Annotated in this window: 18 protein-coding genes; 10 read left to right on the top strand and 8 right to left on the bottom strand. The window is 60.8% G+C overall.

Going from position 1 to position 21,629, the window contains the following annotated elements; all coding sequences use genetic code 11:
• The 3 genes from Q0072_RS08510 to Q0072_RS08500 all read right to left on the bottom strand — a co-directional run.
• A partial coding sequence (locus Q0072_RS08510) for an MFS transporter (protein ID WP_298328482.1) occupies positions 1-734 on the bottom strand: 734 nt, incomplete at its 3' end.
• Between the two features lie 11 nt (positions 735-745).
• On the bottom strand, positions 746-2,356 hold the full coding sequence (locus Q0072_RS08505; protein ID WP_298328477.1) for a pectate lyase: 1,611 nt from the start codon (positions 2,354-2,356) through the stop codon (positions 746-748).
• Positions 2,357-2,488: 132 nt separating this feature from the next.
• Complete coding sequence (locus Q0072_RS08500; RefSeq protein WP_298328474.1) at positions 2,489-2,878, bottom strand: response regulator; 390 nt, start codon at positions 2,876-2,878, stop codon at positions 2,489-2,491.
• A 122-nt stretch (positions 2,879-3,000) separates the two neighbouring features.
• On the opposite strand from Q0072_RS08500, the gene Q0072_RS08495 reads away from it, so the two are divergent.
• Both Q0072_RS08495 and maiA read left to right on the top strand, forming a co-directional pair.
• On the top strand, positions 3,001-3,753 hold the full coding sequence (locus tag Q0072_RS08495) for a Crp/Fnr family transcriptional regulator (protein WP_298328470.1): 753 nt from the start codon (positions 3,001-3,003) through the stop codon (positions 3,751-3,753).
• Positions 3,750-4,379: a maleylacetoacetate isomerase gene (maiA, locus tag Q0072_RS08490; RefSeq protein ID WP_298328467.1), complete on the top strand. Its 630-nt coding sequence runs from the start codon at positions 3,750-3,752 to the stop codon at positions 4,377-4,379. The genes Q0072_RS08495 and maiA overlap by 4 nt, the downstream gene beginning before the upstream one ends.
• Here the strand turns inward: maiA and Q0072_RS08485 are convergent, their stop codons facing one another.
• From Q0072_RS08485 to Q0072_RS08475, 3 genes are all read right to left on the bottom strand, one after another.
• Entirely contained in the window at positions 4,380-5,597 is a 1,218-nt protein-coding gene (locus Q0072_RS08485) for a multidrug effflux MFS transporter (protein ID WP_298328464.1), read from the bottom strand. It lies immediately after the preceding gene.
• Positions 5,598-5,694: 97 nt separating this feature from the next.
• Positions 5,695-6,072 carry a c-type cytochrome gene (locus Q0072_RS08480; protein ID WP_298328462.1) on the bottom strand — a complete coding sequence of 126 codons (378 nt, stop codon included), beginning with the start codon at positions 6,070-6,072 and terminating at the stop codon, positions 5,695-5,697.
• A 486-nt stretch (positions 6,073-6,558) separates the two neighbouring features.
• Positions 6,559-8,880: an EAL domain-containing protein gene (locus Q0072_RS08475; RefSeq protein ID WP_298328457.1), complete on the bottom strand. Its 2,322-nt coding sequence runs from the start codon at positions 8,878-8,880 to the stop codon at positions 6,559-6,561.
• Between the two features lie 366 nt (positions 8,881-9,246).
• Here Q0072_RS08475 and Q0072_RS08470 point away from each other — a divergent pair, with 366 nt between their 5' ends.
• From Q0072_RS08470 to Q0072_RS08440, 7 genes are all read left to right on the top strand, one after another.
• Positions 9,247-11,631 (top strand): outer membrane beta-barrel family protein, encoded by a 2,385-nt coding sequence (locus Q0072_RS08470; protein WP_298328454.1) that lies wholly within the window; start codon positions 9,247-9,249, stop codon positions 11,629-11,631.
• Positions 11,632-11,765: 134 nt separating this feature from the next.
• On the top strand, positions 11,766-12,515 hold the full coding sequence (locus tag Q0072_RS08465) for a hypothetical protein (RefSeq protein ID WP_298328452.1): 750 nt from the start codon (positions 11,766-11,768) through the stop codon (positions 12,513-12,515).
• On the top strand, positions 12,512-14,083 hold the full coding sequence (locus tag Q0072_RS08460) for a hypothetical protein (RefSeq protein ID WP_298328449.1): 1,572 nt from the start codon (positions 12,512-12,514) through the stop codon (positions 14,081-14,083). The genes Q0072_RS08465 and Q0072_RS08460 overlap by 4 nt, the downstream gene beginning before the upstream one ends.
• Positions 14,084-15,040 (top strand): MoxR family ATPase, encoded by a 957-nt coding sequence (locus tag Q0072_RS08455; RefSeq protein WP_013480729.1) that lies wholly within the window; start codon positions 14,084-14,086, stop codon positions 15,038-15,040.
• On the top strand, positions 15,037-16,347 hold the full coding sequence (locus Q0072_RS08450) for a DUF58 domain-containing protein (protein WP_298328443.1): 1,311 nt from the start codon (positions 15,037-15,039) through the stop codon (positions 16,345-16,347). Before Q0072_RS08455 ends, Q0072_RS08450 begins: the two co-directional genes overlap by 4 nt.
• Complete coding sequence (locus Q0072_RS08445) at positions 16,344-17,411, top strand: stage II sporulation protein M (RefSeq protein WP_298328441.1); 1,068 nt, start codon at positions 16,344-16,346, stop codon at positions 17,409-17,411. Before Q0072_RS08450 ends, Q0072_RS08445 begins: the two co-directional genes overlap by 4 nt.
• Complete coding sequence (locus Q0072_RS08440) at positions 17,398-18,321, top strand: RDD family protein (protein WP_298328439.1); 924 nt, start codon at positions 17,398-17,400, stop codon at positions 18,319-18,321. The genes Q0072_RS08445 and Q0072_RS08440 overlap by 14 nt, the downstream gene beginning before the upstream one ends.
• A gap of 6 nt (positions 18,322-18,327) precedes the next feature.
• Here Q0072_RS08440 and Q0072_RS08435 read toward each other — a convergent pair whose 3' ends face one another.
• Together Q0072_RS08435 and Q0072_RS08430 are read right to left on the bottom strand one after the other, a co-directional pair.
• The gene (locus tag Q0072_RS08435) at positions 18,328-19,071 is read right to left on the bottom strand and encodes a YciC family protein (protein WP_298328437.1); all 744 of its coding nucleotides are present in this window, start codon (positions 19,069-19,071) and stop codon (positions 18,328-18,330) included.
• 61 nt (positions 19,072-19,132) lie between these two features.
• Positions 19,133-20,806: an EAL domain-containing protein gene (locus tag Q0072_RS08430; RefSeq protein WP_298328434.1), complete on the bottom strand. Its 1,674-nt coding sequence runs from the start codon at positions 20,804-20,806 to the stop codon at positions 19,133-19,135.
• A gap of 154 nt (positions 20,807-20,960) precedes the next feature.
• On the opposite strand from Q0072_RS08430, the gene Q0072_RS08425 reads away from it, so the two are divergent.
• Complete coding sequence (locus Q0072_RS08425; protein WP_298328431.1) at positions 20,961-21,560, top strand: TetR/AcrR family transcriptional regulator; 600 nt, start codon at positions 20,961-20,963, stop codon at positions 21,558-21,560.
• Positions 21,561-21,629: the final 69 nt, after the last annotated feature.

The raw sequence follows: 21,629 nt of genomic DNA, 5'->3' as shown, positions 1-21,629 counted from the left end.
GGGTCGATCAGGAACTTGCCCAGCGCATAGCCCCAGGTTTCCCTGGCGCGGATGACCTTGAGCCAAGACACCTTTTCGACCACGACCACCGGGTCCTGTTCGATATGGCTCAGCTCCAGCGCATTGACCTTTTTATGTTCGCGCGGGCGGCGATAGACCAGCCACCAGACGGGCAGCCACAGAAGACCAACAGCTCCCGTAAAGATAAAGGCCGCCTGCCAGCCAAAGGTCAGGGTAATGGCCGGGATGACCAGCGGCGTGACAATGGCACCGATATTGGTCCCGGCATTGAACAGGCCGACCGCAAAGGCGCGTTCGGACTTGGGGAACCATTCCGACACCGCCTTGACGCCGCCGGGAAAGGCCCCGCCTTCGCCGATGCCGAGAAAGACGCGGGCGATGATGGCGTCTTTCAGCGATGACATGGCCGCGTGGCCGATATGCGCCGCCTGCCAGATGACAAAGGCCAGAGAAAAGCCGATGCGGGCCCCGAAGCGGTCCACGATCTTGCCAAAGGCGAGGTAGGAGAGGGCGTAGGCGAACTGGAACCAGAAGACCAGATCGGCGTAATCCAACTCGCTCCAGCCAAACTCCGCTTGCAGGGTCGGCTTGAGCAGACTGACCGTCTGACGGTCCACATAGTTGATGACCATGGCCGTGAACAGCAATGTCACGACCAGCCAGCGGTAGCGCGTCGCGCCAGCGGGGGCGTTGGAGCCCGAAGGTGCCTGCATGGCGGTTTCCTTTATTTCTTTTTGTTTTCGTTAGTGTCTTTGGCGTTCAGTGCCCCGATCAGCGCCTTCATATTGTCGATATAGGCGCTGGTCGAAATGCCGATGACGGGTTTATCGGCGAGGTAGGGCGAGGTGTCGGTCTTGTCGCCGACGTGGGTTGAGCGGTAATCTCCTTCGGCCGGCGTCGGCGAACCGTCGCCGATGTAGGGGTTGGAGGTCGATTTCAGCTCGGTCGGCCACCAGCCGTCCTTGTTCAGCGACTTGACCAGTTGATCGGCGGTTTCGGCGACACGGCTGTGGTTGAGGTCGGAATCGCTATGTTCCTCGATCAGGAAATAACGCGGCAGCGGCTTGGCCACGCCGTATTTCAGCGGTGAGTCCTTAGAGGCCTCTTCCGGCGGGGTGGCTTTCAGCTTTTCATAGTCCTGACGCAGCTTGGCGACATTGATCGACCGCGTCGAGCTGTAGTGGCGCAGCGTATGCTCCGGATTATAGTCGGCATAGTAGTGGCCATTGACGACGTTCGAGCCTTCGCGGTGCGTATAGAGCGCCTTGTTGGTGCCCAGTTCGACAAACGACGGATAGAGGGGCTTTTCGCCGGGCAACCGTACCGAGTCGAGCCAGTCGAGCGCCGCCGGAATGGGCGCCAGATATTTGCTGTCGCCGGTGAGCTTATAGAAGTCCATCAGTTGTCGGATGGCACTGGCGGTGGTGTGCGCCGACAGGGATTTCGGCTCATAGGTGCGGGCCCCGGCGGGCTTGAGATCGGGCGTATATTGCAGGGCCCATCCGGCCTGCGGCGCGCCGTTTTGCGCCAGAATATAGATGTTCATGCCGCGGTTTATGGCATCGAGAACGCGCGTTTCGCCCAGCGCCTGATAGCAGAGGATCAGGAAGTGGACATTGCCGGCGGCCACATCGTCATTGAAGGTGATGTAGGAGGTGTAGTCCGGCTGACCGTGGTGCGAAAACTCGTACTTCAGCGGATACCGCTGCGGCCAGCCGCCATTCGGGTACTGGCTCTTGAGAACGAAGTCGATCGCCTTGTCGAGCGAGGGTTTGTACTTCGGATCGTGCTTTTCGAGATAGAGACGCAGGATGAAGGTCATCGCCTCCACCGTGCCGTCATCGTCATAGGTGGCATTGCCCCAGTAGTGCTGGAACTCTTCCATGCGCCAGGCGTTCTTGCCGATGGTGTCGTACCACTGCTTCGTTGAGGCCTCGCCCCCGAAGTCGATGAAATAGTGCCAGCCGCCATTGTCCTGCTGACCGAAGATCAGGGCAGCGGCGGCTTTTTCGGCGGCGGTGTAGTAATACTCATCACCCGTGGCGTGGTAGGCGTCGAGGAACAGGTGCCCCATGGTCGCCGTGCCCGGCGGCTGCACCCAGATCATGCTGGGTTTGGCTTCCAGCTCACCCCAGCGGCGCGACATGTCCGGCAGATAGGACCACACATAGCCGCCATTGGTCGAAACCGTCTCGACCATGAATTCCGTGGCCTTGCGCATGGTTTTTTTGACCGCGCTGTCCGACGGCTGAGGGGCGGCGACGGCGAGCGGGCTGCACAGAGCCAGACACAGGCCCGCCGTCAGGCCTGCAATCGATTTTACAAAGGGGCGCATGGATAAGGCGTCTTTCCCGAAACTGAGCGTTTGTTCTTATGGTTGACGCTACCTTATACGGTAATGACACCGGTTTCCAGCGTATCGCTACAAATTTTTCGGGACAGGTTTTCAGGCGCAGACGCGACGGGATTAATTCGGCAACGGGTAGGGCGACAGGGCGGCGCTGAGGCGACCCAGCGTCACGGGTTTCGACACCTGGCCGTCCATGCCGGCATCGAGGCACAGCTGGCGCTCATCGAGCAGGCCCTGTGGCGTTAGGCCGATGACAACGACCGGCGGGATCAGCCGGCGGCGTTCCAGATCGCGGATTTGGCGTGTCGCGCGAAACCCGTCCATGTCCGGCAGGTCGCTGCTGAGCAGAACGACGTGGCCCTCACGCGACAACAGAGCCTCCAGCAGGGCGTCACCGCGGGTAACAACCACGGCCTTCAGCCCCAGATCCTCCAGCAAGGTGACGATAAGATCGGCGCTTAGGGGGTGGGGCTCGGCCAGCAGGATAAGGGGGGCGTCAGACGCCATGAATGTGCGGACCTTTCGAGGAAGCGGGCTTTATAGAAACCTTGCGACCGCGTGCCTAACCCGACATGGCGGCATTGTATGTGCACTCGTACACATAGAGGGCAAACGTGATGAGGCCCCCGATGGACACACTCCACCCCGAACTGTTGCGCAGCAATCTGCTGATGGCCCTGCGCCCCGCCGACCGCATGCGTCTGCAAGCGCGCATGGAGGTGATCGAAGCCCCGCGCGGCATGGTGCTGTTCAATGCCGGGGACGTGGTGCGCCACGCCTGGTTCCCGCTGGGACCCACCTTGGTGGGTTTCCGTGTGCTGCTGGATGACGGGCGCGGGGTCGAAACCGCGCTGGTCGGGCGCGAAGGCGCCGTCGGCGGTATCGTCAGTCAGGGCCGTCTGCCCGCCTACTCCTGCGCTGAGGTGCAGTTTCCGGGCAAGCTGTTGCGCATTGATCTGAAGACGCTGGAGGCGTTGAAGGCCGAGTCCCTGACGCTGCGCTACTTCTTTGCGCGTTATTCGGATTGCCTGCTGGCGCAGGTGTTTCAGTCGGTGGCCTGTAACGCCACCCACACCATCGAACAGCGCGCGGCGCGCTGGCTGACCCTGGCGCTGGATCGCACGGAGACGGCGACAATCCCGCTGACGCAGGATCAGTTGTCGTCTATGCTGGGCGTTGGGCGGGCCTATGTCAGTCGTGTCATGGGCGTGTTGCAGCGGGACGGCCTGCTGGCCACCGTGCGCGGGCGGGTCGAAATCCGCGATCCGGCCGGTCTCAGGCAGCGCGCCTGCGGCTGTGCCAGTCAGGTGCGCGCCCATTTTGATGAAGTGCTGGCCGGGGTCTATCCCGCGCCGGAAGAGGATGAGATGACGGCGAAATGAAACTGCACGGCTATTTCCGCTCCTCGGCCGCTTGGCGCGTGCGGATCGCGCTGGCGCTGAAAGGCCTCGACTATGATCAGGTCTTTGTGCACCTGCGCCACGGCGATCAGCGCGCGCCCGCCTATCTGAAGGTCAATCCGCAGGGGCTGGTCCCGGCCTTGGAGGTCGAAGAGGGGGAGGTACTGACTCAGTCTCTGGCCATCTGCGAATATCTTGAGGAGGTCTATCCGCAGGCGCCGCTTCTGCCCGGTACGGCTCTGGAGCGGGCACGGGTTCGGGCCTTTGCCTACGCCATCGCCTGCGAAATCCACCCGGTGCAGAACCTGCGCGTCCTCAACCGCATAAAGGCGCTGGGGCAGGACGAGGCCGGCGTCAGGACGTGGGCACAGGAGACGATTGCCACCGGCTTTGACGCCTGTGAGGCCCTGCTGGAAGGGCAGGTTGGCCCCTATTGTTTCGGCGCGCAGGTGACGCTGGCCGACATTTTTCTGGTGCCGCAGATGGCCAATGCCCGCCGCTTTGGAGTCGAACTGCGTTGGCCGCGTCTGAAGGATGCCGAAGCTGCCTGTCTGAGCCATCCGGCCTTTGAGGCCACGCGGCCAGACGTGCAGCCGGATGCCGAATAATCAGACCGGGTTGCGGTACAGGCGGCCCTTTTCGACCACCAGAATGATAGCGATGGCCGTCAGGCCCAGACCCATGGCCGCCAGTGGCAGTAACCATACCTTGCCGGTCCAGAACTGCCCGATCCACGCCCCGATCAGGCCGCCGCCGACCATTTGCAAAATCCCCTGAAGCGAGGCGGCTGTGCCAGCGACGTGACCGACCTTTTCCATGGCAATGGCTGTGAAGTTGGACGTACACATGGCCATGCACATCATGGTCAGGCCTTGCAAAATGGTAAAGCTGATCAAGGTTTCATAGCCCAGAAGCGCCCAGACAATATGGACAGCGGACAGGGCAATCAGCGCGGTCAGCGAGCGGTGTGACATGACGCGCGTTCCCAATCGCTCGACCAGTCGGATATTGGTAAAGGCCCCGATCGCCATGGCGCCGGCGCACAGGGCGAAGACCAGCCCCAGATAGCCCGGCTGGTGAAACACCTCCTCGAAAATCTGCGGCATCATCGACAGATAGCAGAGGATCATGGCTGTCATCACCATCACCGCCAGCCCATAACCCAGAGACGTCGGCTCAGAGGCGATATAACCAGCCACCCGCAGGAACTTGCCCGGAGACGGGGCAAAGCGCTGTTCGACCGGCAGGGTTTCCGGCAGACGCAACCACACCCAGATAAAAACCAGTAATCCGGCGATCGTTAGCGCTAGGAATATCCCGCGCCATGGGAACGCAAGCATGATCAGTTGACCCAGGCTGGGGGCCATGATCGGTACAGCCATGAAGATGACGTGCGAGGTCGAAAGCACTTTTGCCATGCGCGCACCGGAGTAGAGGTCGCGGATGGCTGAGCGCGGGATGACATTGGCCGAAGCCGCCGCTACGCCCTGAAAAAAGCGCAGCAGGATCATGTGCTCAATATCGGTGACCAGCGACACGGTCAGCGACAGCAGAACATAGACGATCAGCCCGCCCAGCAGCACGCGGCGTCGTCCCAGCCAGTCTGATAGCGTGCCACACAGAAACTGACCTATGCCCATGCCCATAAAGAAGACCGAGATGATCAGTTGCATGCGGTTGGCGTTACCGATGCCAAAATCCGCTGCCATGTGCGGCAGGGCGGGCAGCATGGTGTCCACGCTCAGCGCCGTCGCGGCCATACAGGCGGCGATAATGGCGACAAATTCGGGGAACGGCGGGATGTCCTTGGGGGGGAGCTTCAACATGACGCGCCCCCTATAGCCGGATGACGCTACGAAAGAAATTACGAGTTTGAGAAAAGTTGAATATCCTGGCCCAGACAGAGGGCTCCGGGTTTGGGGCTCAGTTCGCCTTCAGGTAGGCGATAATATCGGCGCGTTTTTTGGCGTCCTTTGTCGGGGCCATGGCCATGGTATTGCCGGGGATGGTGCCGCTGGGGTCAGCCAGAAAGCGGTCCAGTTGCGCCTCGGTCCACACCGGCGCTTTCTTCATCGCCGCTGAGTAGCTGAACTTCGGATCGTTGGTCCCGGCCTTCTTGCCGACAATACCGGCCAGTGACGGACCGATGCCCGTCGCCCCCGGCTTCACCGAATGGCAGGACATGCAGGCCCCGAAAGCCTTTTTACCGGCAGCGGCGTCCTGCGCCTGCGCCGGGGTGATGGACACGATCAACAGCAAAGCGCCAGTCAGTGGCGTCAGGCGCTTCAAAATACGGGTCATGGCAATCCTGTTGAGGGGTTGGTCTGTCTGTTTTTAACAGGTTCTGTGCCCTCGTAAATACGGAATTCAACGTGAGATCCGGCGCACAGAGTCAAGAAAGGCCCCACAAAGGGGGCCTTCCGAAAGTATTTAGACTGGTATTAGAGCCAGTATCCGAACAGCCAATCCCACATGATATGCCTCACTTGATCACGCTAAACAGCCCTATCGCTGTGCGTGCATGGTTAACACTTTCTAAACGCTTTGACAAGCATTAACCAAGAATTTTTACGCCATATTAACCCGTTTTTTCTCGCAACGGACGAATTGTGCAAGGAAATCAAGATAAGGGAAGAGTCGAACGCGTGACGTTTCGCCGCGATACCTGCGCAACAAGGTTAACAGGCGATGTTTCACTGCAAAAGCTATGCCAAAGCGGCTTAGCGTAAGTAAAAAAGACCCGCTGTCAGAAGACAGCGGGTCTTAACGTTTTGCTGAAGATGTGTTTTAGCCGTGGCGCAGTTGTTCAGCCTCGGCCGCCATGCGCGCCAGAAACGCCTTGGCGTCCATTGGGCGGGCAATATAGTAGCCCTGGCCCGTATCACAGCCCATGCGGGCCAGCAGCGACAGGACTTCCAGCGTTTCGATGCCTTCGGCGACGGCCTTCATGCCGAGCGCGTGCGCCAGCTGGATAGTGGACTTCATCACGGCGCGATCGGCTTTATTCTCGCAAATGTCCTGCGTAAAGCGGCGGTCGATCTTCAGTTCGGTCGCGGGAATCTTGCGCAGATATTCCAGGGTAGACAGGCCCGTGCCATAGTCGTCGATCGACAGACCGATCCCCATGTCGCGGAATTCGGCCATCAGCAGGCTGGGGGTCTCGTTCTGCGCAATGGCGTGCGTCTCGGTCACTTCGAGGATCAGGCACGACGGCGGCACCTGATGCCGGTCAAGCGCAGCCTTTACCATGTCCATGATGTCGCGCGACGTCAGAAGACTGGGCGAAATATTGACCGAGATGCGGAACTCCGGCTTGGTCAGCAGGACCGTCTTGGCGACTTTCAGCGCGTCGTTAAGCACAAAATCTGTCAGGCGGTCGATACGGCCGTGGCGTTCGGCCATTTCGACAAATTCCAGCGGACTGACCGGGCCGCGCGTTTCATGCGTCCAGCGCACCAGCGCTTCGGCGCCCAGCAATTCCTTGCTGTAAAGGTCCATCTTCGGCTGATAGGCCACCCAGATCTTGCCGGCGTCCAGCGCGTCGTCCAGTTCGCCCAGCAGCGACAGGTTCCATTCCTTTTCGCTGATCTGCGACGGATCATGCAGACGCCAGCGCGTGCCATCCTGTTCCGCCGAGTGGGCGGCGGCCAGAGCGCTGGTCAGACGGTGCGAGACGGGTAGGTCGAATTCACGATCCACGCCGAAGGAGATATCGACGTCGAAGGAATTGCGCGCAAAGCGAATGGGGCTGCGGAAGATAACGTGCAGGGCGGTGAACTGTTCGATCAGCAGGTCGTGATCATACAGGTTGGACAGCCAGAAGAAGTTGCCGTCGTCGCCGTGATAGAGCTGAGCCCCACCGGCCCCCAGTTCGAGGCGCGCCACGATCTCCTTCACCAGCAGGCGCTCAGCCTCCGGCGGCAGGGCGCTGACCATTTCGGCGTAACGGCGGATACGGGCGGCAACCAGTTGCCGGCCATCGAGGCGGTCTTCGTGACGGATGGCATTGGGTGTGAAAAGGCCGGATACGGGATTGATGGTGCCTCCCTTCTTCTCCTGCGCGCCAAAGCGCCGCCACAGGACACAGATGCCTGTCAGGAACAGCAGGGTCATGCCACCCATAATATCCATGAAGATATTGAAGCGCTCAAGAACGCCCGGCACGACCAGTAGCGTAACGACGGCTCCCAGCATAAGAAGCCGCTTGCCACGTTTCATGCGCGGGCTGAGCAGGCAGGCGGCGATACCCGCAGCAAACAGCCAACCCGGTAACCAGCCCATTTGCAATGGGCGGCCACGCTTGAGCGTCTCTGCCGCCAGTACGACGACGGTTGAGGTAGAAGACTTGTTGCCCTGACCCAGAACGCGCAGTTGATCACCAAGGCTGGGGTCATTGAAGCCTACGAGCACGTCCTTGCCCCGAAAGGCATTGGTCTTTGTTTTGCCAGTCAGAACGTCAGCGGCGCTCGCATACGGCACGGTGCTGCTGTCGAAAGCATAATTTATGGAGAAGCTTTCCTGCGTGTTGCCGTAAACCCCTGACAGTACAGACTCGATCGAGTCGAGTGCCTGGCCGCTAATCTCGGTCTTGTAAGGGACTTTGGACAGCCCTCCCCAGAAGGCCACGTATCGCGCTAATGATACGGTCTGTGCCTCATCGCGCACGATGTCAGGGGGGAGGATGTAGGTCATCTCCTTCGGCCCTGAACGGTAATCAGCCTTGGCACTGACGAAGACACGGCCGGGGTGGCGCGCGAAGGTATCGGCCAGCAGCCGGTTGCGGCTTTCGCCCTGATCGGTCAGAGGGGTAAGAAAGAAGACGCGATTGGCGCCATCGGCAAACAGGCGCTCGGTCAGGCCGGCCATGTGGGCGTGCTTCCACGGCCAGGGGCCCAGCGAAGACAAGGCTTCGTCATCGACACCGACGACGACCATTTCACCGCTGACCGGCATTTTCTGAAAGGAGTTGCGAGCCGCGCGTAGGAACAGCTCCAGCGGATGGCCAAGCTCGATAAGGGTCAGCACAGCCGACACGACCAGCAGCACGATCAGCGCGACTGATTTGCGGATGCGATCCTTAAACGAAGTCGGGGTCTTGGGTGACGTCATGATGCAATACCTCGGCACCGCCACAATGACGTCAATGTGTTATTATTTTGCAAACTGCGTGAAAATTTACATCGGCTGTATATGTTGACCTTTGATTAACTATAATTTTAGCCCCTCGCTCGAGATAAAGACGTTATCTATACTTTTCATTTTGACTGTAGAGAGGGCTTGCGCTGGCTGTGAAACGGGTATGATCGTATAAAGGGCGCGCAACCTGAATTGTAGTATTTTTGCTACAGTGGTTTGTGTTCACAGACAAAAAGCCGCAACGGCGACGGCTCAGGCAGGGGCGCGCGTATCAGTCAGCAGCGCAACCCTCAGGGGTTGCTCCTTTTTGTGTAAATAAAAGACAAAGAAATTCCACAAATGAAAATGCCCCCGCACGACACGCGCTATTGGCTGGCCACGAGCGCCCTCGGTCTGATGATGAGCGCGCCGGCCTTTGCCCAGACGGCTTCCGCGCCGACGCCAAACCCGCCTCCCGCTCAGGCGCAGCCAACGCCGGCCAAACCCGCCGCCAAACCGGGTGAAGCCGCGCCCGCCACCGGTACAGGTGAGGCGGTCGAAACCGTGACCGTCACGGCCGCTCGCCCGCTCACCAAGATCGACCGCGATGTGTATGACCCCAAGACCGATCCGGATACACCGGTATCGTCTGCGGCAGATGCGCTGAACAAGGCACCGGGCGTACAGGTGGACGCCGAGGGCAATGTGACCTTGCGCGGCAATTCCAACGTTCAGGTCTATATTAACGGCAAGCCGTCAGCGCGCACCGAAGGTAATTTTCGTGGCATGACCCTGCAATCCATGCCCGCCGAGGATATTGATACAGTTGAGGTCATGACCAATCCCGGGGCTCAGTATGGGGCTGAAGGCGGGGCCGGTATTATCAACATCAATCTGAGGCCGGGGCGCGGTTTGCGGCCAAACCTCTTTGTTCTGGCCAATGCCGGAAGTTTCGGACGCTACATGCTTGCGCTGCAAGGTGGCGCGGGCAAGGATCTGGGGGCGAAGGGGACTCTGTCTTTCTCAGGAGGGCTCAACATCCAGCATGGGGCCAACCGGGGTTCGACCAGCAGTTCCCGCGAATATATCCGCAGCAGCGGCAACACCACGACCACTTCAGGTGGCAACACGCGGTCAGAAAACGATAATTACGGGCTGAGGGGCAATGTCGAATACGCCCCCAATCAGAAAGATACGTTCACGCTCGAAGGCACTTACAACCAGAGTGAAGGCCGCACCAACAGCAGGGACTATACCGAAGACCTGAATGCGGCGGGCCTGCTGAGCGAGCGGTATGACGGTGTACGTAACAATACCAACGAAGCCCGTCAGGCCTCCGCGCGTCTGGGGTTCAACCACAAGGGCGATCAGGAAGGGGAAACCTTCCGGGCCGACTTGCGGGTCACCAAAGGCGAGACAACGCAGAACAACCTTGCGGACCTCACCTATCAGGTCACAACCAGCCGCAGCGTCGTACAGGAAAATGTCGAGCTGGGTGAGGATTCGAGCCTGTCCTTAAGCGCAGACTACACGCGCCCTCTGTGGAACGGCATTTTTTCGACGGGCTTCGACCTGAACTCACGTAGCGGGTCACGTGATGCCAGTCAGTATGACACCAATCGTTTGACAGGTATCCGCACGCTGAATGCGCGCCGTACCAACTCTGTCGTCCGCGATCAGGACCAGAGGGAATTCTATGTTAATTATCAAAAGGAATTGAGCGAAAAGTGGAACGTGCAGGGGGGGCTGCGGGTCGAAGAAACCCATGTCAGCCTGAATCGCAAGGTTTGGTACAATCCCAATCCGTCAGGCAATGATCAGGCCTTTTTCGAGACCAGCTATATCAACTACCACCCCAGCTTTGCCGCGCAGTACCTGCTGAGCCCCAAGTCAAAAATCCGCTATAACTACAGCCACCGTGTCAGCCGGCCGAACATCGACAACCTCAATCCAGCGATCATCTACAACAGCGAGCGCAGCGCGCGTCAGGGTAATCCGCGCCTCAAGCCAGCTGAAACCCATTCCAACGAACTGCGCTACGAATATAATGATCGGGCCAAAAACTTCCTTTTCAGTGCCGTCTATTTCCATCGGGTGACCGAAGGCATTATCGTCAATCGCACGGTCTATATCGATCCGAACAATACGCCGACGGACACCAGCGACGATGTTTTGCTGACCAGCGTTGAAAACGGCGGTGAAGGTGTCGAAACCGGCATGGACTTCCAGATCGACAAGCGTTGGGGCAGCAAGTTCAGCATTAATATCCAATCGACCGCTAAGCACGAGACGCAGCCGCCGCGCTCCAGCACGGTGGCCACCGTCACCGAGCAGGACTCTGTGACCGGTCGCATTCGGGCGCGTTACAGCGTGACTCCGCGCGATACGTTGCAACTGACGCTGAACGCACCCGTCAGAACCCTGAATGGGCAAGGCTACACCGAACGCCCGATGACGTGGCAGGGCTCCTACAGCCGTCCGTTGAATGCCAAACTCACCCTGACCTTTACGGCGCAGGGGCAGGGCAAGGCCCGCACCTTTACCAGCAATGAAACGGTCCGCAGCTTTACGGAACGCGATAATGGCGGGACCACCTTCATGGTGGGCCTGCGCTTTAACCCCTTTGGCATTACAGGCCGCGGTATGGGCGGCCGCGGGCCCGGTGGCGGTCAAGGTGGGGGTCAGGGCGGCGGCAACTGGGGCGGCGGTGGGGGTGGCAATGTCAATCTCGGTGGCGGTTTCTGATTCTTTTCAGGCGGTGGCGCGGGCCATCGCCTTTTCTCTGCTCGGCTCCCCGGAATGCGGGAGGTGAAGCGGGTTGACCCCGTGCGGTTTTACCCCTTATGGTCGGGGTAAAGTATGGGGGAAGACGGGGTCTTATGCGTGCGACGGCCATCACGACCGAAGCCTCTGCGTCGGCAGCGGCCAGCGCGCCATCCCCCATGGCGCAGGCCGCGCCAGACAGCGTGACGGCGGCAGATGTCTCATCCGCCGAAGCCCTGATCCGCAAGGTCAACGAAAACGGCCTGCTGCAAACGCGCTTCACCAACACCCCGCCGCCCAAGGAAGCCGATATTGGCTGGCTGAAGGCTTTTCTGGAATGGCTGGGCAAGGTCAGCAAGTTTTTTGGCGACCTGCTGGAGCCCATCGCGCCTATCCTGCCTTGGCTTTTGTATCTCCTGCTGTTTGCACTGGTTATTCTGCTGCTGTCGCCGCTGGTGCGCGCCTTCATTGCGGGCAAGGTCGAGCGTCTGTTTCAGCGTGACGGCCTGAAGGCCGACGCCCCGTGGCGGCCGACCGCCGAAGCCGCCGCCGCCCTGATCGAGGAAATCGACGCCCTGGCCGAAAAGGGCCAGTATGATGAGGCTGTGCATCTTTTGCTCAAGCGCTCGGTGGCCGATCTCAACGCTTATCGTCCCGATCTGGTGCGCAAACACTATTCGGCGCGCGATATCGGCAAACATCCGCTGCTGCCGGAAGACGCGCGCCCGGCCTATGCCGAAATCACCCGCTGGGCCGAAAAGAGCTTCTTTGCTGGCATCCCCGTCGGGCGTGAAGGCTTTGAAGCCTGCCGCAAGGCCTATGTCGATTTCGTTGCCTCTGAGCACCTGCCGAAGGGAGCGAAATGATGCGTCTGCCCTTTGTCAAAAAAGGCTTGCCACCGGCCAGTCGTCTTTTGCCCGTCATTGTCGGCGTACTGATCGCCGGTTTGTTCCTGATGGTCGGGCTGGTGCTGATTACGCCGCATCTGGAACCTGCCGGGCGCGGACAGGCGGCCAATATCACCGGCTATTCGGCGCAGGGTTTCAAGGGCTTGCGCGACGTTCTTGAGGCATCGAATTACAAGACGACCCTGTCACGGCAGGAGACAGGACCGCAAAAGGTCAGCGATCTGGTTATCGTGACGTTGGACGGCGACAGCGCCCTGTTCAACGACGACCCGGAATATTACGAGCCCCAGCCGGTGCCGGAGGAACGCAGTGCGTCTTCGACCTCCAGCGCCTCCGCCTCATCCCAGACCAGCGCGCAAATGCAGGAAAAGCTGAAGCAGGCGCAGGCCGAAGCCTCGGCGTCGCAGGCCGCGCAGGAAGCCTCTTCGACCTCGTATGAGGCGAAGGCGGAGGCGAAAAAGGCCGATGATTACTGGCCGACGCCCAGCGCCGAAAAGGCCGAGCGGCTGGTGTATAAGCCGATTGGCAAGGTGGTGCTGGTCGTGGCCCCTAAATGGTCCGCCAGTCCCATGCCGTCGCATCCGCGCTGGGACATCAACCCGCATTTTCAGGCCCCCAATCGCGTCTTTTCGCAACTGACCCTGCTGTCGCCCGTGCACAAGAAGACCGTGCAGGAAGACGGCGAAACCCGTTATAAGATCACCTATCAACGGTTGAACTATGCCCTTGGGCGTGCGCCGCTGGGCCGCTATAAGTCCTACGCCCTGACGCCCGCCGCCGGTCAGACCACCCTGACCAAAGCCTATACCAGCGGGCGCATCCGCGGCCTGCAATCGCTTAACGGACCCAACCTGACGCCGCTGTTGCTGGGGCCGGACGGTGAGGTCTTGCTGTCGCGCGTCAACCCCATGCCGGGCGAAAAGCCGTTCAAAAGCCCGGTCTATCTGCTCAGCGAACCGGACCTGATGGACAATCAGATGCTGGCGGACCCGGAGCGGGTGGCCGGGGCTCTGTCCATCATTGAGGCCATCGCGCCGGGCGCCCGGACCGTGGCGTTCGATGTAACCTTCAACAATCTGGCCTATGAACAGAACCTGATGCACCATGTGGCGCGCGCGCCCTTTATTGGCGTGCCGCTGTGCCTGCTGGTGCTGGCTCTGGCCATGCTGTGGTCGGCCTATTCGCGCTTTGGTCCCGCGCATGATCCGTCTACCGACACGCCGCATGGGCGCGGCGTCACCGTGCTGGCTGACAATGCGGCGCGCCTGATCGCCAAGGCTGGGCGTGAGCCGAAACTGGCCCCGGCCTATGCGCAGCTCGTGCGCGATCAGGCGCTGAAAGCGCTGGGCCTCGGCCGCCATAGTGCCGGGCCGGACGAGCTGGCCGAGCGCCTGAGCGAAAAACATAATACCCCGGAACGCTACAGTGCCCTCAGGGCCGAGGCGGACCGCCTTTCCAACCCCATGCAACTGCTGAGCTGGGCGCGCCGTCTGCACGCCTGGAAGCACCAGATAACGGAGCGCTAGATGCAGATTTCCGACGTTCACAGCCTAGCGGCGCGCCTTAAGGGCGAAATCGGCAAGGTCATTATCGGTCAGGCCGATACGGTCGAGCTGATGCTGACCGCCCTGTTTTCCGGCGGCCATGTGCTGCTCGAAGGGCCTCCGGGTACGGCCAAGACCCTGCTGGCGCGGGCCTTCTGCCGTTCGCTGTCCCTGCGTTTCGGACGTATCCAGTTCACACCGGACATGCTGCCGGCCGATATTCTGGGCTCCAACCTGTTCAATTTTCAGACCTCGACCTTCTCCCTGACCAAGGGGCCGATCTTCTGCGATCTGTTGCTGGCCGACGAAATCAACCGCACGCCGCCCAAGACGCAGGCCGCCCTGCTGGAGGCCATGCAGGAGCGCAAGGTGACGCTGGACGGGACGCGCTATGATCTGGGCGACCGCTTCATGGTCATCGCCACCCAGAACCCGATCGAGCAGCAGGGCACCTATCCGCTGCCGGAGGCGCAACTGGACCGCTTCCTGTTCAAGCACGTGCTGGGCTATCCGTCGGCCAGCGAAGAACGCCGCATCATCGACGAAGCGGGCAATTCGGCGGTGACGCTTGATCCGGAACAGGCGGGTATCGAGGCGGTGCTGGATGCCGCGACTTTGGCCGAAGCGATCCGCGTGGTGACCACGGTGCGCCTCAACGACGCCAATCTGGACTATATCGTCAGCCTGATCCGCGCCACGCGCGAAAGCCCGTCACTGGCGGTCGGGGCTTCGCCGCGCTCTGGCGCGCTGCTGGCGCGGGCGGCACGGGCGCGCGCCACGCTGGACGGACGCGACTACGTGCTGCCGGACGACATCAAGGCGCTCTATCTGCCGTCCATGCGCCACCGCGTGCTGCTGTCGCCCTCGGCCGAAATCGAGGGGCAGTCGGTGGACGGCGTCCTGCAAGGGCTTTTGGAGCGTATCGAGATCCCCAGATGATCCATCCCACCCCGCGCCTGATCCGCATTCTGATCGCCTGCGTCCTTCTGGGGGCGGGGGTGGTCTTTATTGCGCCTGCCCTTTGGTGGGTGATGCCGCTGATCATGCTGGGGTTGATGGCGCTGGCGGTGTTTGAAGGGGTTTTTGCGCCGCTGCCGTCGCATCTGACGCTGGATATCCCTCTGCCGCGCCGCATCGGTGTCGGACGCGATTATGGCTTTGACTACGCTGTGCGCTTCAAAGCCCGCGCGCCCAAAAAGATCGAAATCCGCTGGGGCGTCTCGTCACGCCTGCAAACGCCGCAGGCCGGTCTGACCCTGAACCCGGAAGACGGCGTGTTCAAAGGCCAACTGGACCTGCGCGCCTCCGCGCGCGGCAAGGCGGCGGTGGAAACCGCGCATCTGCGCTGGAGCGGCGCTCTGGGGCTCGGCTATGTGCAGAAGGTCGTGCCGCTCAAAGCCGAAATGGTGGTCACGCCGGACATTGAGGGTGTGCAGCAGGACGCCGCCGCTCTGTTTTCGCGCGACTCCGTCTATGGAGTGCGCGTGCAGAACCAGTTGCACAACGGTTCCGAATACCACGCGCTGCGCGAATACGACTCGTCGCAGGACCATCGCCGCATCGACTGGCGCTCCTCGGCGCGCCACCTCAAACTGCTGTCGCGGGAGTTTCAGACCGAGCGCAACCACCATATCGTGCTGGCCTTCGACACCGGCCGCCTGATGGGTGAGCCGTTGCTGCGGGTCAAAAAGCTCGACCGCGCCCTCTATGCCGGCCTGCTGCTGGGCTATTGTGCGCTGAAGATTGGCGACAATGTGCGCTCCTTCGCCTTTGCGGCGCGGCCGTATCACAATGCGCCGCTGCTGGCCGGGACGCAGGCCTATGAGACGCTGAAGGCGCAATTGTCGGGCCTCGACGACCGCCCCGAAGAAACCAATCATACGCTGGCCCTGGCCGATCTGGGGTCGAAGATCGCGCGCCGTTCGCTGATCGTGCTGTTCACCGACTTTATCGACGAAATCAGCGCCGACCTGATGCTTGAAGCCTTGCAGCGCCTGTCGAAAAAGCACCTGATCGTCTTTGTCGCCTTCCGCGACGAAGTGCTGGAGGGGCTGGCCGCGTCCGAGCCGCAGGCGGCGGATGACGTGACGCGCGCCATCTTCGCCCGTCGCCTGTTGCAGCAGCGCGAAACCGTCCACGCGACGCTGCGCCGCTATGGTATCGAAGTGTTGGAACCGACGACCGAGGCCATGGCGGTGCAACTGGTGCTCAAATATCTGGAAATGAAACGGGAGGACCGGTTGTGAGCGAAGCCGCCAGCGAAAAGCCCCCTCTGCAACTCAAGAGCCAGAAGTTCCGCGAAGCGCGCGAAAAGGACTGGAAGGCGCTGGCCAAACAGATCGATCGTGCCGAAAACGGCGGTCTGCGCAAATTCACCACCGAGGAACTGCTGGACCTGCCGGTACTTTACTGTTCGACGGTATCGTCTCTGTCGATGGCGCAGTCGATCTCGCTGGATCGCAATCTGATCACCTTCTTGCAGGCTCTGTGCGCGCGCGCCTATGTCTATATGTACGGTCCGCACGCCCGGCCCGGTGTGATCGTCCGCGACTTTTTCATGCGCGACCTGCCACGGTCAGTGCGCGCCCTGTGGGGGGAGCTGTCCCTGTCCACCCTCTGTCTGGTGCTGGGGATTGTGGGGGGCATATTGATGTGCATGGCTGACCCCAGCTGGTACGATCCGCTGGTCGGGGGCATGTCGCAAGGCCGCGATCTGAACGCCAGCGTTGACGACCTGCGCAAGACCATTGGCGGCACCGAAAGCGGGGAACCGCTCGCGGCCTTTTCCGTCTTCCTGATGAGCCATAACACACAGGTCACACTGTCGGCCTTTGCCTTGGGGGTGATCGGTGGCCTGCCGACGGCCTTTCTGATGATTGTCTTTGGCATGTCGGTCGGAGCTATGGTGTGGCTGTTTGCCTCACGCGGTCTGGGACCGGATTTCATAGCCTGGCTATCGATCCACGGCACGACCGAGCTGACGGCGGCCGTCATCGGCGCGGCGGCGGGCTTTCATCTGGCGCGGCGCATCATGTTCCCCGGTCACCTGACGCGCAAGGCGGCGCTGGCCGAAGCCGGGCGACTGGCCGGGACGGCCATGCTGGGGGCCATGTTAATGCTGATCATTGCCGGCTTTATCGAAGGCGTGGCGCGTCAGACGGTGACCGAGATGTGGGCACGCTTTACGTTTGGCGGTATGATGCTGGTCTTTTGGCTGGCCTATTTCATCGCGGTGGGTCGCCCGCGCAAACCGCGCCCGCCAGAGGTCCGTCATGAGGTCCGTCATGAGGTTAGTCATGGCCAGACCTGACCTGATGAAGGGCGGGGCTGTCGCCCTGCCGTCCACAGAGGGACCCGTCACGCCCGTAACGACGCCCGAAGGCGTGGTGCTGTCGTTTCGTACGGCTTCCTTTGCCTCGCGTCTGGCGGCGCTGGTGATCGATTTTCTGATCATCATTCTGGCACCCGTCGTGCTGGTGATCCTGTATATCCTCCTGCCGTTCGAGCATCTGAAGCTCGATAATGTGAAGATGGATCATCCGTTCATTCAGGCGCTGATCATTCTGTTTGTGCTTGTCGGTTTTTTCCTGCGTTCCGGCTATTTCATGCTGTTTGAGCTGGGACCGCGCGCCGCCACGCCGGGCAAGCAGGTGATGAAGATTCGCGTCATTTCGCATGATGGCGGACATCTGACGCCCTCAGCGGTGATTACGCGCAACGCCCTGCGTGAGGTGGAGCTGTACCTGCCGCTGACATTGGCGCTTCAGGCCAGCGTCAATGGCGGCTGGGTGTCTCTGGTGGCTCTGATCTGGACCCTGACTCTCGCCCTGTTGCCGCTGTTCAATACGTCGCGGGCACGTCTGGGCGATTTTCTGGGCGGCACGCGCGTCGTGCATGTACCGCGTGAGCGCCTGAGCTTCGATCTGGCTGAACAGGCCCCTGTCACGTCGCCCGGCCTCACCTTTACGCCGGAGCAGATCAGCGTGTATGGCGAAAAGGAACTGGGCGTGCTGGAAGAGGTCCTGCGCGAAAAGCGTCCGCCGACCCTGCGCGCCGTCGCCGACCGCATCAAGACGCGCATCGGCTGGGTCGAACCTAAAATCGCCAGTGATATCCCTTCTGACGAGGCGTTCCTGCGGGCCTATTACGCCGCCCTGCGGGCGCAGCTTGAGGGTCGGATGCTTCTGGGCCGTCGCCGAAAGGACAAGTTCGACGAATAAAACCCGTCAGCCAAAGACATCCGCCGCGCTGTCGGTCGGTTGGCCCTCTTTGGCCTGACGCAGGCACACATAGGCCGCGACGCTGAACACCAAAGAAAAGGCATCGCTCAGGGTGTTGATCAGAGTGGACGCGCCGATAATCAGGGGCTGCGGCAGGTCCTGACCGACCAACAGCATCGGGGCTTCGGCAATGGCCCCGATAACCATTTCCAGCAAGCCCACACAGATAAACACGCCCAGCAACGACCAGCGATGGCCACGCGTCAGCTCAAAACTACGCGACATGGCGTCTGTGATTCCGGTCTTACCCTCGGCAATATAGGCCGTGCAGGCGACGGATAAGGCCAGCATCAGAATAATGCCGGGAATAATCAGCAGAAGGAAGCCCAACCCGACCAACAGCCCGCAAAGGACAAAGAGAATCAGCAGAGGAATAATGTTCGCCAAGCTGCGTCCCAGAGCGTCGCTTAATCGGAACTCACTACGCGCCAGTCCCGTCACGGCGATTTCGGTAATGACCGAGTAGTTGATCAGATAAAGCGCGACGCATAGTACGGCATAGGCGACGGTAGGCCAGCCATGGGTAAACAGCGACTCAAACAGCTTGTCGTCTGTGTTTCCTGTCAGGTCGTAGAGGAAGACGGCCCCCAGCACCGACGGCAGGCCCATGATAAAAAAGGCCGTGCCGAAAATCAGCACAAAATGCCGGCCCAACAGATCGAAGCCGCGATTGAAAATAGCTGAGAACATGCTGTTTTCTCCCCCTGAAGGGAAGATTAGACCGTCAAAATGACCCTGACAAGAGGAGGGGTCAGCCCCAGGTTTCCCTGGCTCCTTTGCGGCGCGCCACGGCATGGGATACCGCATTGCTGCGCGGCGGGATCTGGGCGGCGGGCTTACCAAACAGCCAGCCCTGTCCGTGGGTGATGCCGAGATCTTTGGCCAGCCGCACCATGTCCTCTGACTCGATCATTTCGCCGATGCACTTGCACTTCAACTCCTCACACAGGATGCTGAGGGAGTGGATGAGGGCGCGCTGACGCGGCTGAGTGAGGGCGGTTTTTAAAAACGGGCCGTCGATCTTGATATAGTCCACATCGAAGCGGCGCAGATAATTATAGGCGGCGGCACCTGAGCCAAAATCATCCAGACAGATTTTGTAACCGCGGCGGCGCAGATCGGCGAGGAAGCGCGCGGCCTCCTCCACATCCTCGATCATGTGCGACTCGGTCAGTTCGAACATCAACCGGTTTTTAAGCGCAGGCTCCGCCTTGAGCCGGGCACTGAGGCGGTCGCGGAACTGCGCGTTCTGCACCGAAAGGCCCGAAAGGTTCATGGCGATGGATTCGCCGGGATACTGATGCAGCGCGCTGATGGCCTTGTCGCAGACGGCCAGATCGAACTCAACCGCCAGCCCCACCTGCTCGGAAAAGCGCACCGTGTCGTAGGAATCCAGCCCGCCGTTGAAACGCAATAGCGCTTCGTAGTGATGAACCTCGCGCGATGCTATGTCCACAACCGGCTGATAATGCAGGGTGAACTGACCGGCAGCAAGGACGGCCTTGACGCGGGCATACTGATCGACGGCGGCGTTGATGGCGGCGTTCAGGCTGTTTTGCAGATCACGCGCTTCAAGCGTGGCGGTCTTGGTAAACTTGTCCACGACGTAGGACAGGGCCTTGGCGACGCTGTCTTCGCTGAGGTTCGTGGTGTCCATCGACAGGGTAACGATGCTGGAAGACACGCGGTCTTCCTTGACCCCGGCATTGCTTAGCACCTGCTGAATGTCCCCCATCAGTTGCGCTTCGCTGATGGCATTGGCGCCCTGATCGGCCATCAGGCCGAACTCATCGTCGCCCAGACGGGCGGCCGCGCCCGTGGGGCCGGAGGAGGCGCGCAACAGGGCGCCGATTTCACCCATCAACTGTTCGGAGCGCGACTGCGGCATCTTGTCCATGGCGTCGCTCAGGCCATTCAGGCGGATCAGTTGCATTTCCTGCAACATGGCGGCGCCCGAACCGGCATCCCCCGGTTTAATGGCCCGCGAGGCCATATGCTGGAATTCGCACAGATCGAGCAGGCCCGAAATATCATCGCGTTCAGGCAAGGCCTTGACCAGCGGCTCCGACAGCACGGTGACGGTCACGAAGGTCCGCTGCCGATCGGGCAGATAACAGGCCCCCAGATTGACATGGATCGGCTTGCGGCCATCGGGTTTGAGGCGGACAGTGGCCGGGTCGATACGCCCGATGTCGCGGGCCCGCGCCAGCAGGCGGGCGACCAGATAGCGGTCTGCGGATGGAAACAGCGCTTCGATGGCCTGCCCTTTGACGCTTTGCGCGTCCTCGGCCAGAAGGGCGTTGGTGGCCCCGATGGTGCGGGCGATCTTTCCGCCTTCATCGACTTCAACCAGCAGATCGGCCGCCGCGAGAGAAAAGGCAATGTAGCGGTCGCGCTGGTTTTTGTAGTCGTCGCGTTCGGGCATGCAGCCAAAAGTCCTTGTGCGGGCGCATACCCACCATGATATCTCCGCCACCTAAACAGAAAATGCTTAATAAAGCCTCTGCGCAGCGATGTGTAAACGTTGACAGGACAGACTTGTCTGTCAATATCGGCCCTACTCACAGGGAGGGACGGAGATGGCTGGAACGAAAACGGGCGTCAGGGATCGCATTGTGCAGACGGCCTTGCCGTTATTTGCCACGCAAGGGTTTCGCGCCACGGGTATTGACCGCATCATTGCGGACTCCGCGGTCGCCAAGGCCAGTTTTTATCGTCATTTCCCGTCCAAGGACGATCTGATCCTCGCCTGCCTTGAACGCTGGCATATTTCGCATTTTGCCGCGCTCAAGATCGCTGTCGAAGCGGGGGAGGTCAAATCGCGGCCCCTGTCCCTGTTTGAGGCCTTGCCGCAGGTGTCGGACACGACGCTGCGGGGGGACCTGCTGATCACGGCGACGGTGGAATTCGGCTCGGCCAAACCGGCGATTGCCGATGTGGTGGCTGCCGCCCGGCATCAGTTGCGCGAGTGGTTCGAAACCCTGCTGGGGGAGGCGGGTTATGCCGATATGGCCGATAGCCTGTCGCATGAATGGCTGCTGCTCTATGAAGGGGCCATGATCGGGGCCCTGCGCGAAACGCCGCAACAGGCGGCGCGCTGCGCCCGCGCCAATGCCGAACGCAGCCTTCAGCAGATTCAGCTCAAGCGTCTCCTCAGCAAGACCTTACCGGGCACCTGAACCCGTCGGGCTCGTCAGACGTACCGGTGTTAACACAATCGAAAAGCCTTCCATGGCAAGGCTTTTTAG

It is taken from the genome of Asticcacaulis sp. (assembly GCF_027484505.1).
Taxonomy (GTDB): domain Bacteria; phylum Pseudomonadota; class Alphaproteobacteria; order Caulobacterales; family Caulobacteraceae; genus Asticcacaulis.
Note: the sequence above shows the minus strand (reverse complement) of the source record. Positions and strands in the feature narration are given on the sequence as shown.

Excerpts from the sequence above, each read along its gene's own strand:
- maiA (WP_298328467.1), top strand. The coding sequence starts at position 3,750 with ATGAAACTGCACGGCTATTTCCGCTCCTCGGCCGCTTGGCGCGTGCGG.
- Q0072_RS08430 (WP_298328434.1), bottom strand. The coding sequence starts at position 20,806 with ATGCCCGAACGCGACGACTACAAAAACCAGCGCGACCGCTACATTGCC.
- Q0072_RS08475 (WP_298328457.1), bottom strand. The coding sequence starts at position 8,880 with ATGACGTCACCCAAGACCCCGACTTCGTTTAAGGATCGCATCCGCAAA.
- Q0072_RS08470 (WP_298328454.1), top strand. The coding sequence starts at position 9,247 with ATGAAAATGCCCCCGCACGACACGCGCTATTGGCTGGCCACGAGCGCC.
- Q0072_RS08495 (WP_298328470.1), top strand. The coding sequence starts at position 3,001 with ATGGACACACTCCACCCCGAACTGTTGCGCAGCAATCTGCTGATGGCC.
- Q0072_RS08505 (WP_298328477.1), bottom strand. The coding sequence starts at position 2,356 with ATGCGCCCCTTTGTAAAATCGATTGCAGGCCTGACGGCGGGCCTGTGT.
- Q0072_RS08455 (WP_013480729.1), top strand. The coding sequence starts at position 14,084 with ATGCAGATTTCCGACGTTCACAGCCTAGCGGCGCGCCTTAAGGGCGAA.
- Q0072_RS08435 (WP_298328437.1), bottom strand. The coding sequence starts at position 19,071 with ATGTTCTCAGCTATTTTCAATCGCGGCTTCGATCTGTTGGGCCGGCAT.
- Q0072_RS08480 (WP_298328462.1), bottom strand. The coding sequence starts at position 6,072 with ATGACCCGTATTTTGAAGCGCCTGACGCCACTGACTGGCGCTTTGCTG.
- Q0072_RS08440 (WP_298328439.1), top strand. The coding sequence starts at position 17,398 with ATGGCCAGACCTGACCTGATGAAGGGCGGGGCTGTCGCCCTGCCGTCC.
- Q0072_RS08460 (WP_298328449.1), top strand. The coding sequence starts at position 12,512 with ATGATGCGTCTGCCCTTTGTCAAAAAAGGCTTGCCACCGGCCAGTCGT.
- Q0072_RS08450 (WP_298328443.1), top strand. The coding sequence starts at position 15,037 with ATGATCCATCCCACCCCGCGCCTGATCCGCATTCTGATCGCCTGCGTC.
- Q0072_RS08465 (WP_298328452.1), top strand. The coding sequence starts at position 11,766 with ATGCGTGCGACGGCCATCACGACCGAAGCCTCTGCGTCGGCAGCGGCC.
- Q0072_RS08500 (WP_298328474.1), bottom strand. The coding sequence starts at position 2,878 with ATGGCGTCTGACGCCCCCCTTATCCTGCTGGCCGAGCCCCACCCCCTA.
- Q0072_RS08485 (WP_298328464.1), bottom strand. The coding sequence starts at position 5,597 with ATGTTGAAGCTCCCCCCCAAGGACATCCCGCCGTTCCCCGAATTTGTC.
- Q0072_RS08425 (WP_298328431.1), top strand. The coding sequence starts at position 20,961 with ATGGCTGGAACGAAAACGGGCGTCAGGGATCGCATTGTGCAGACGGCC.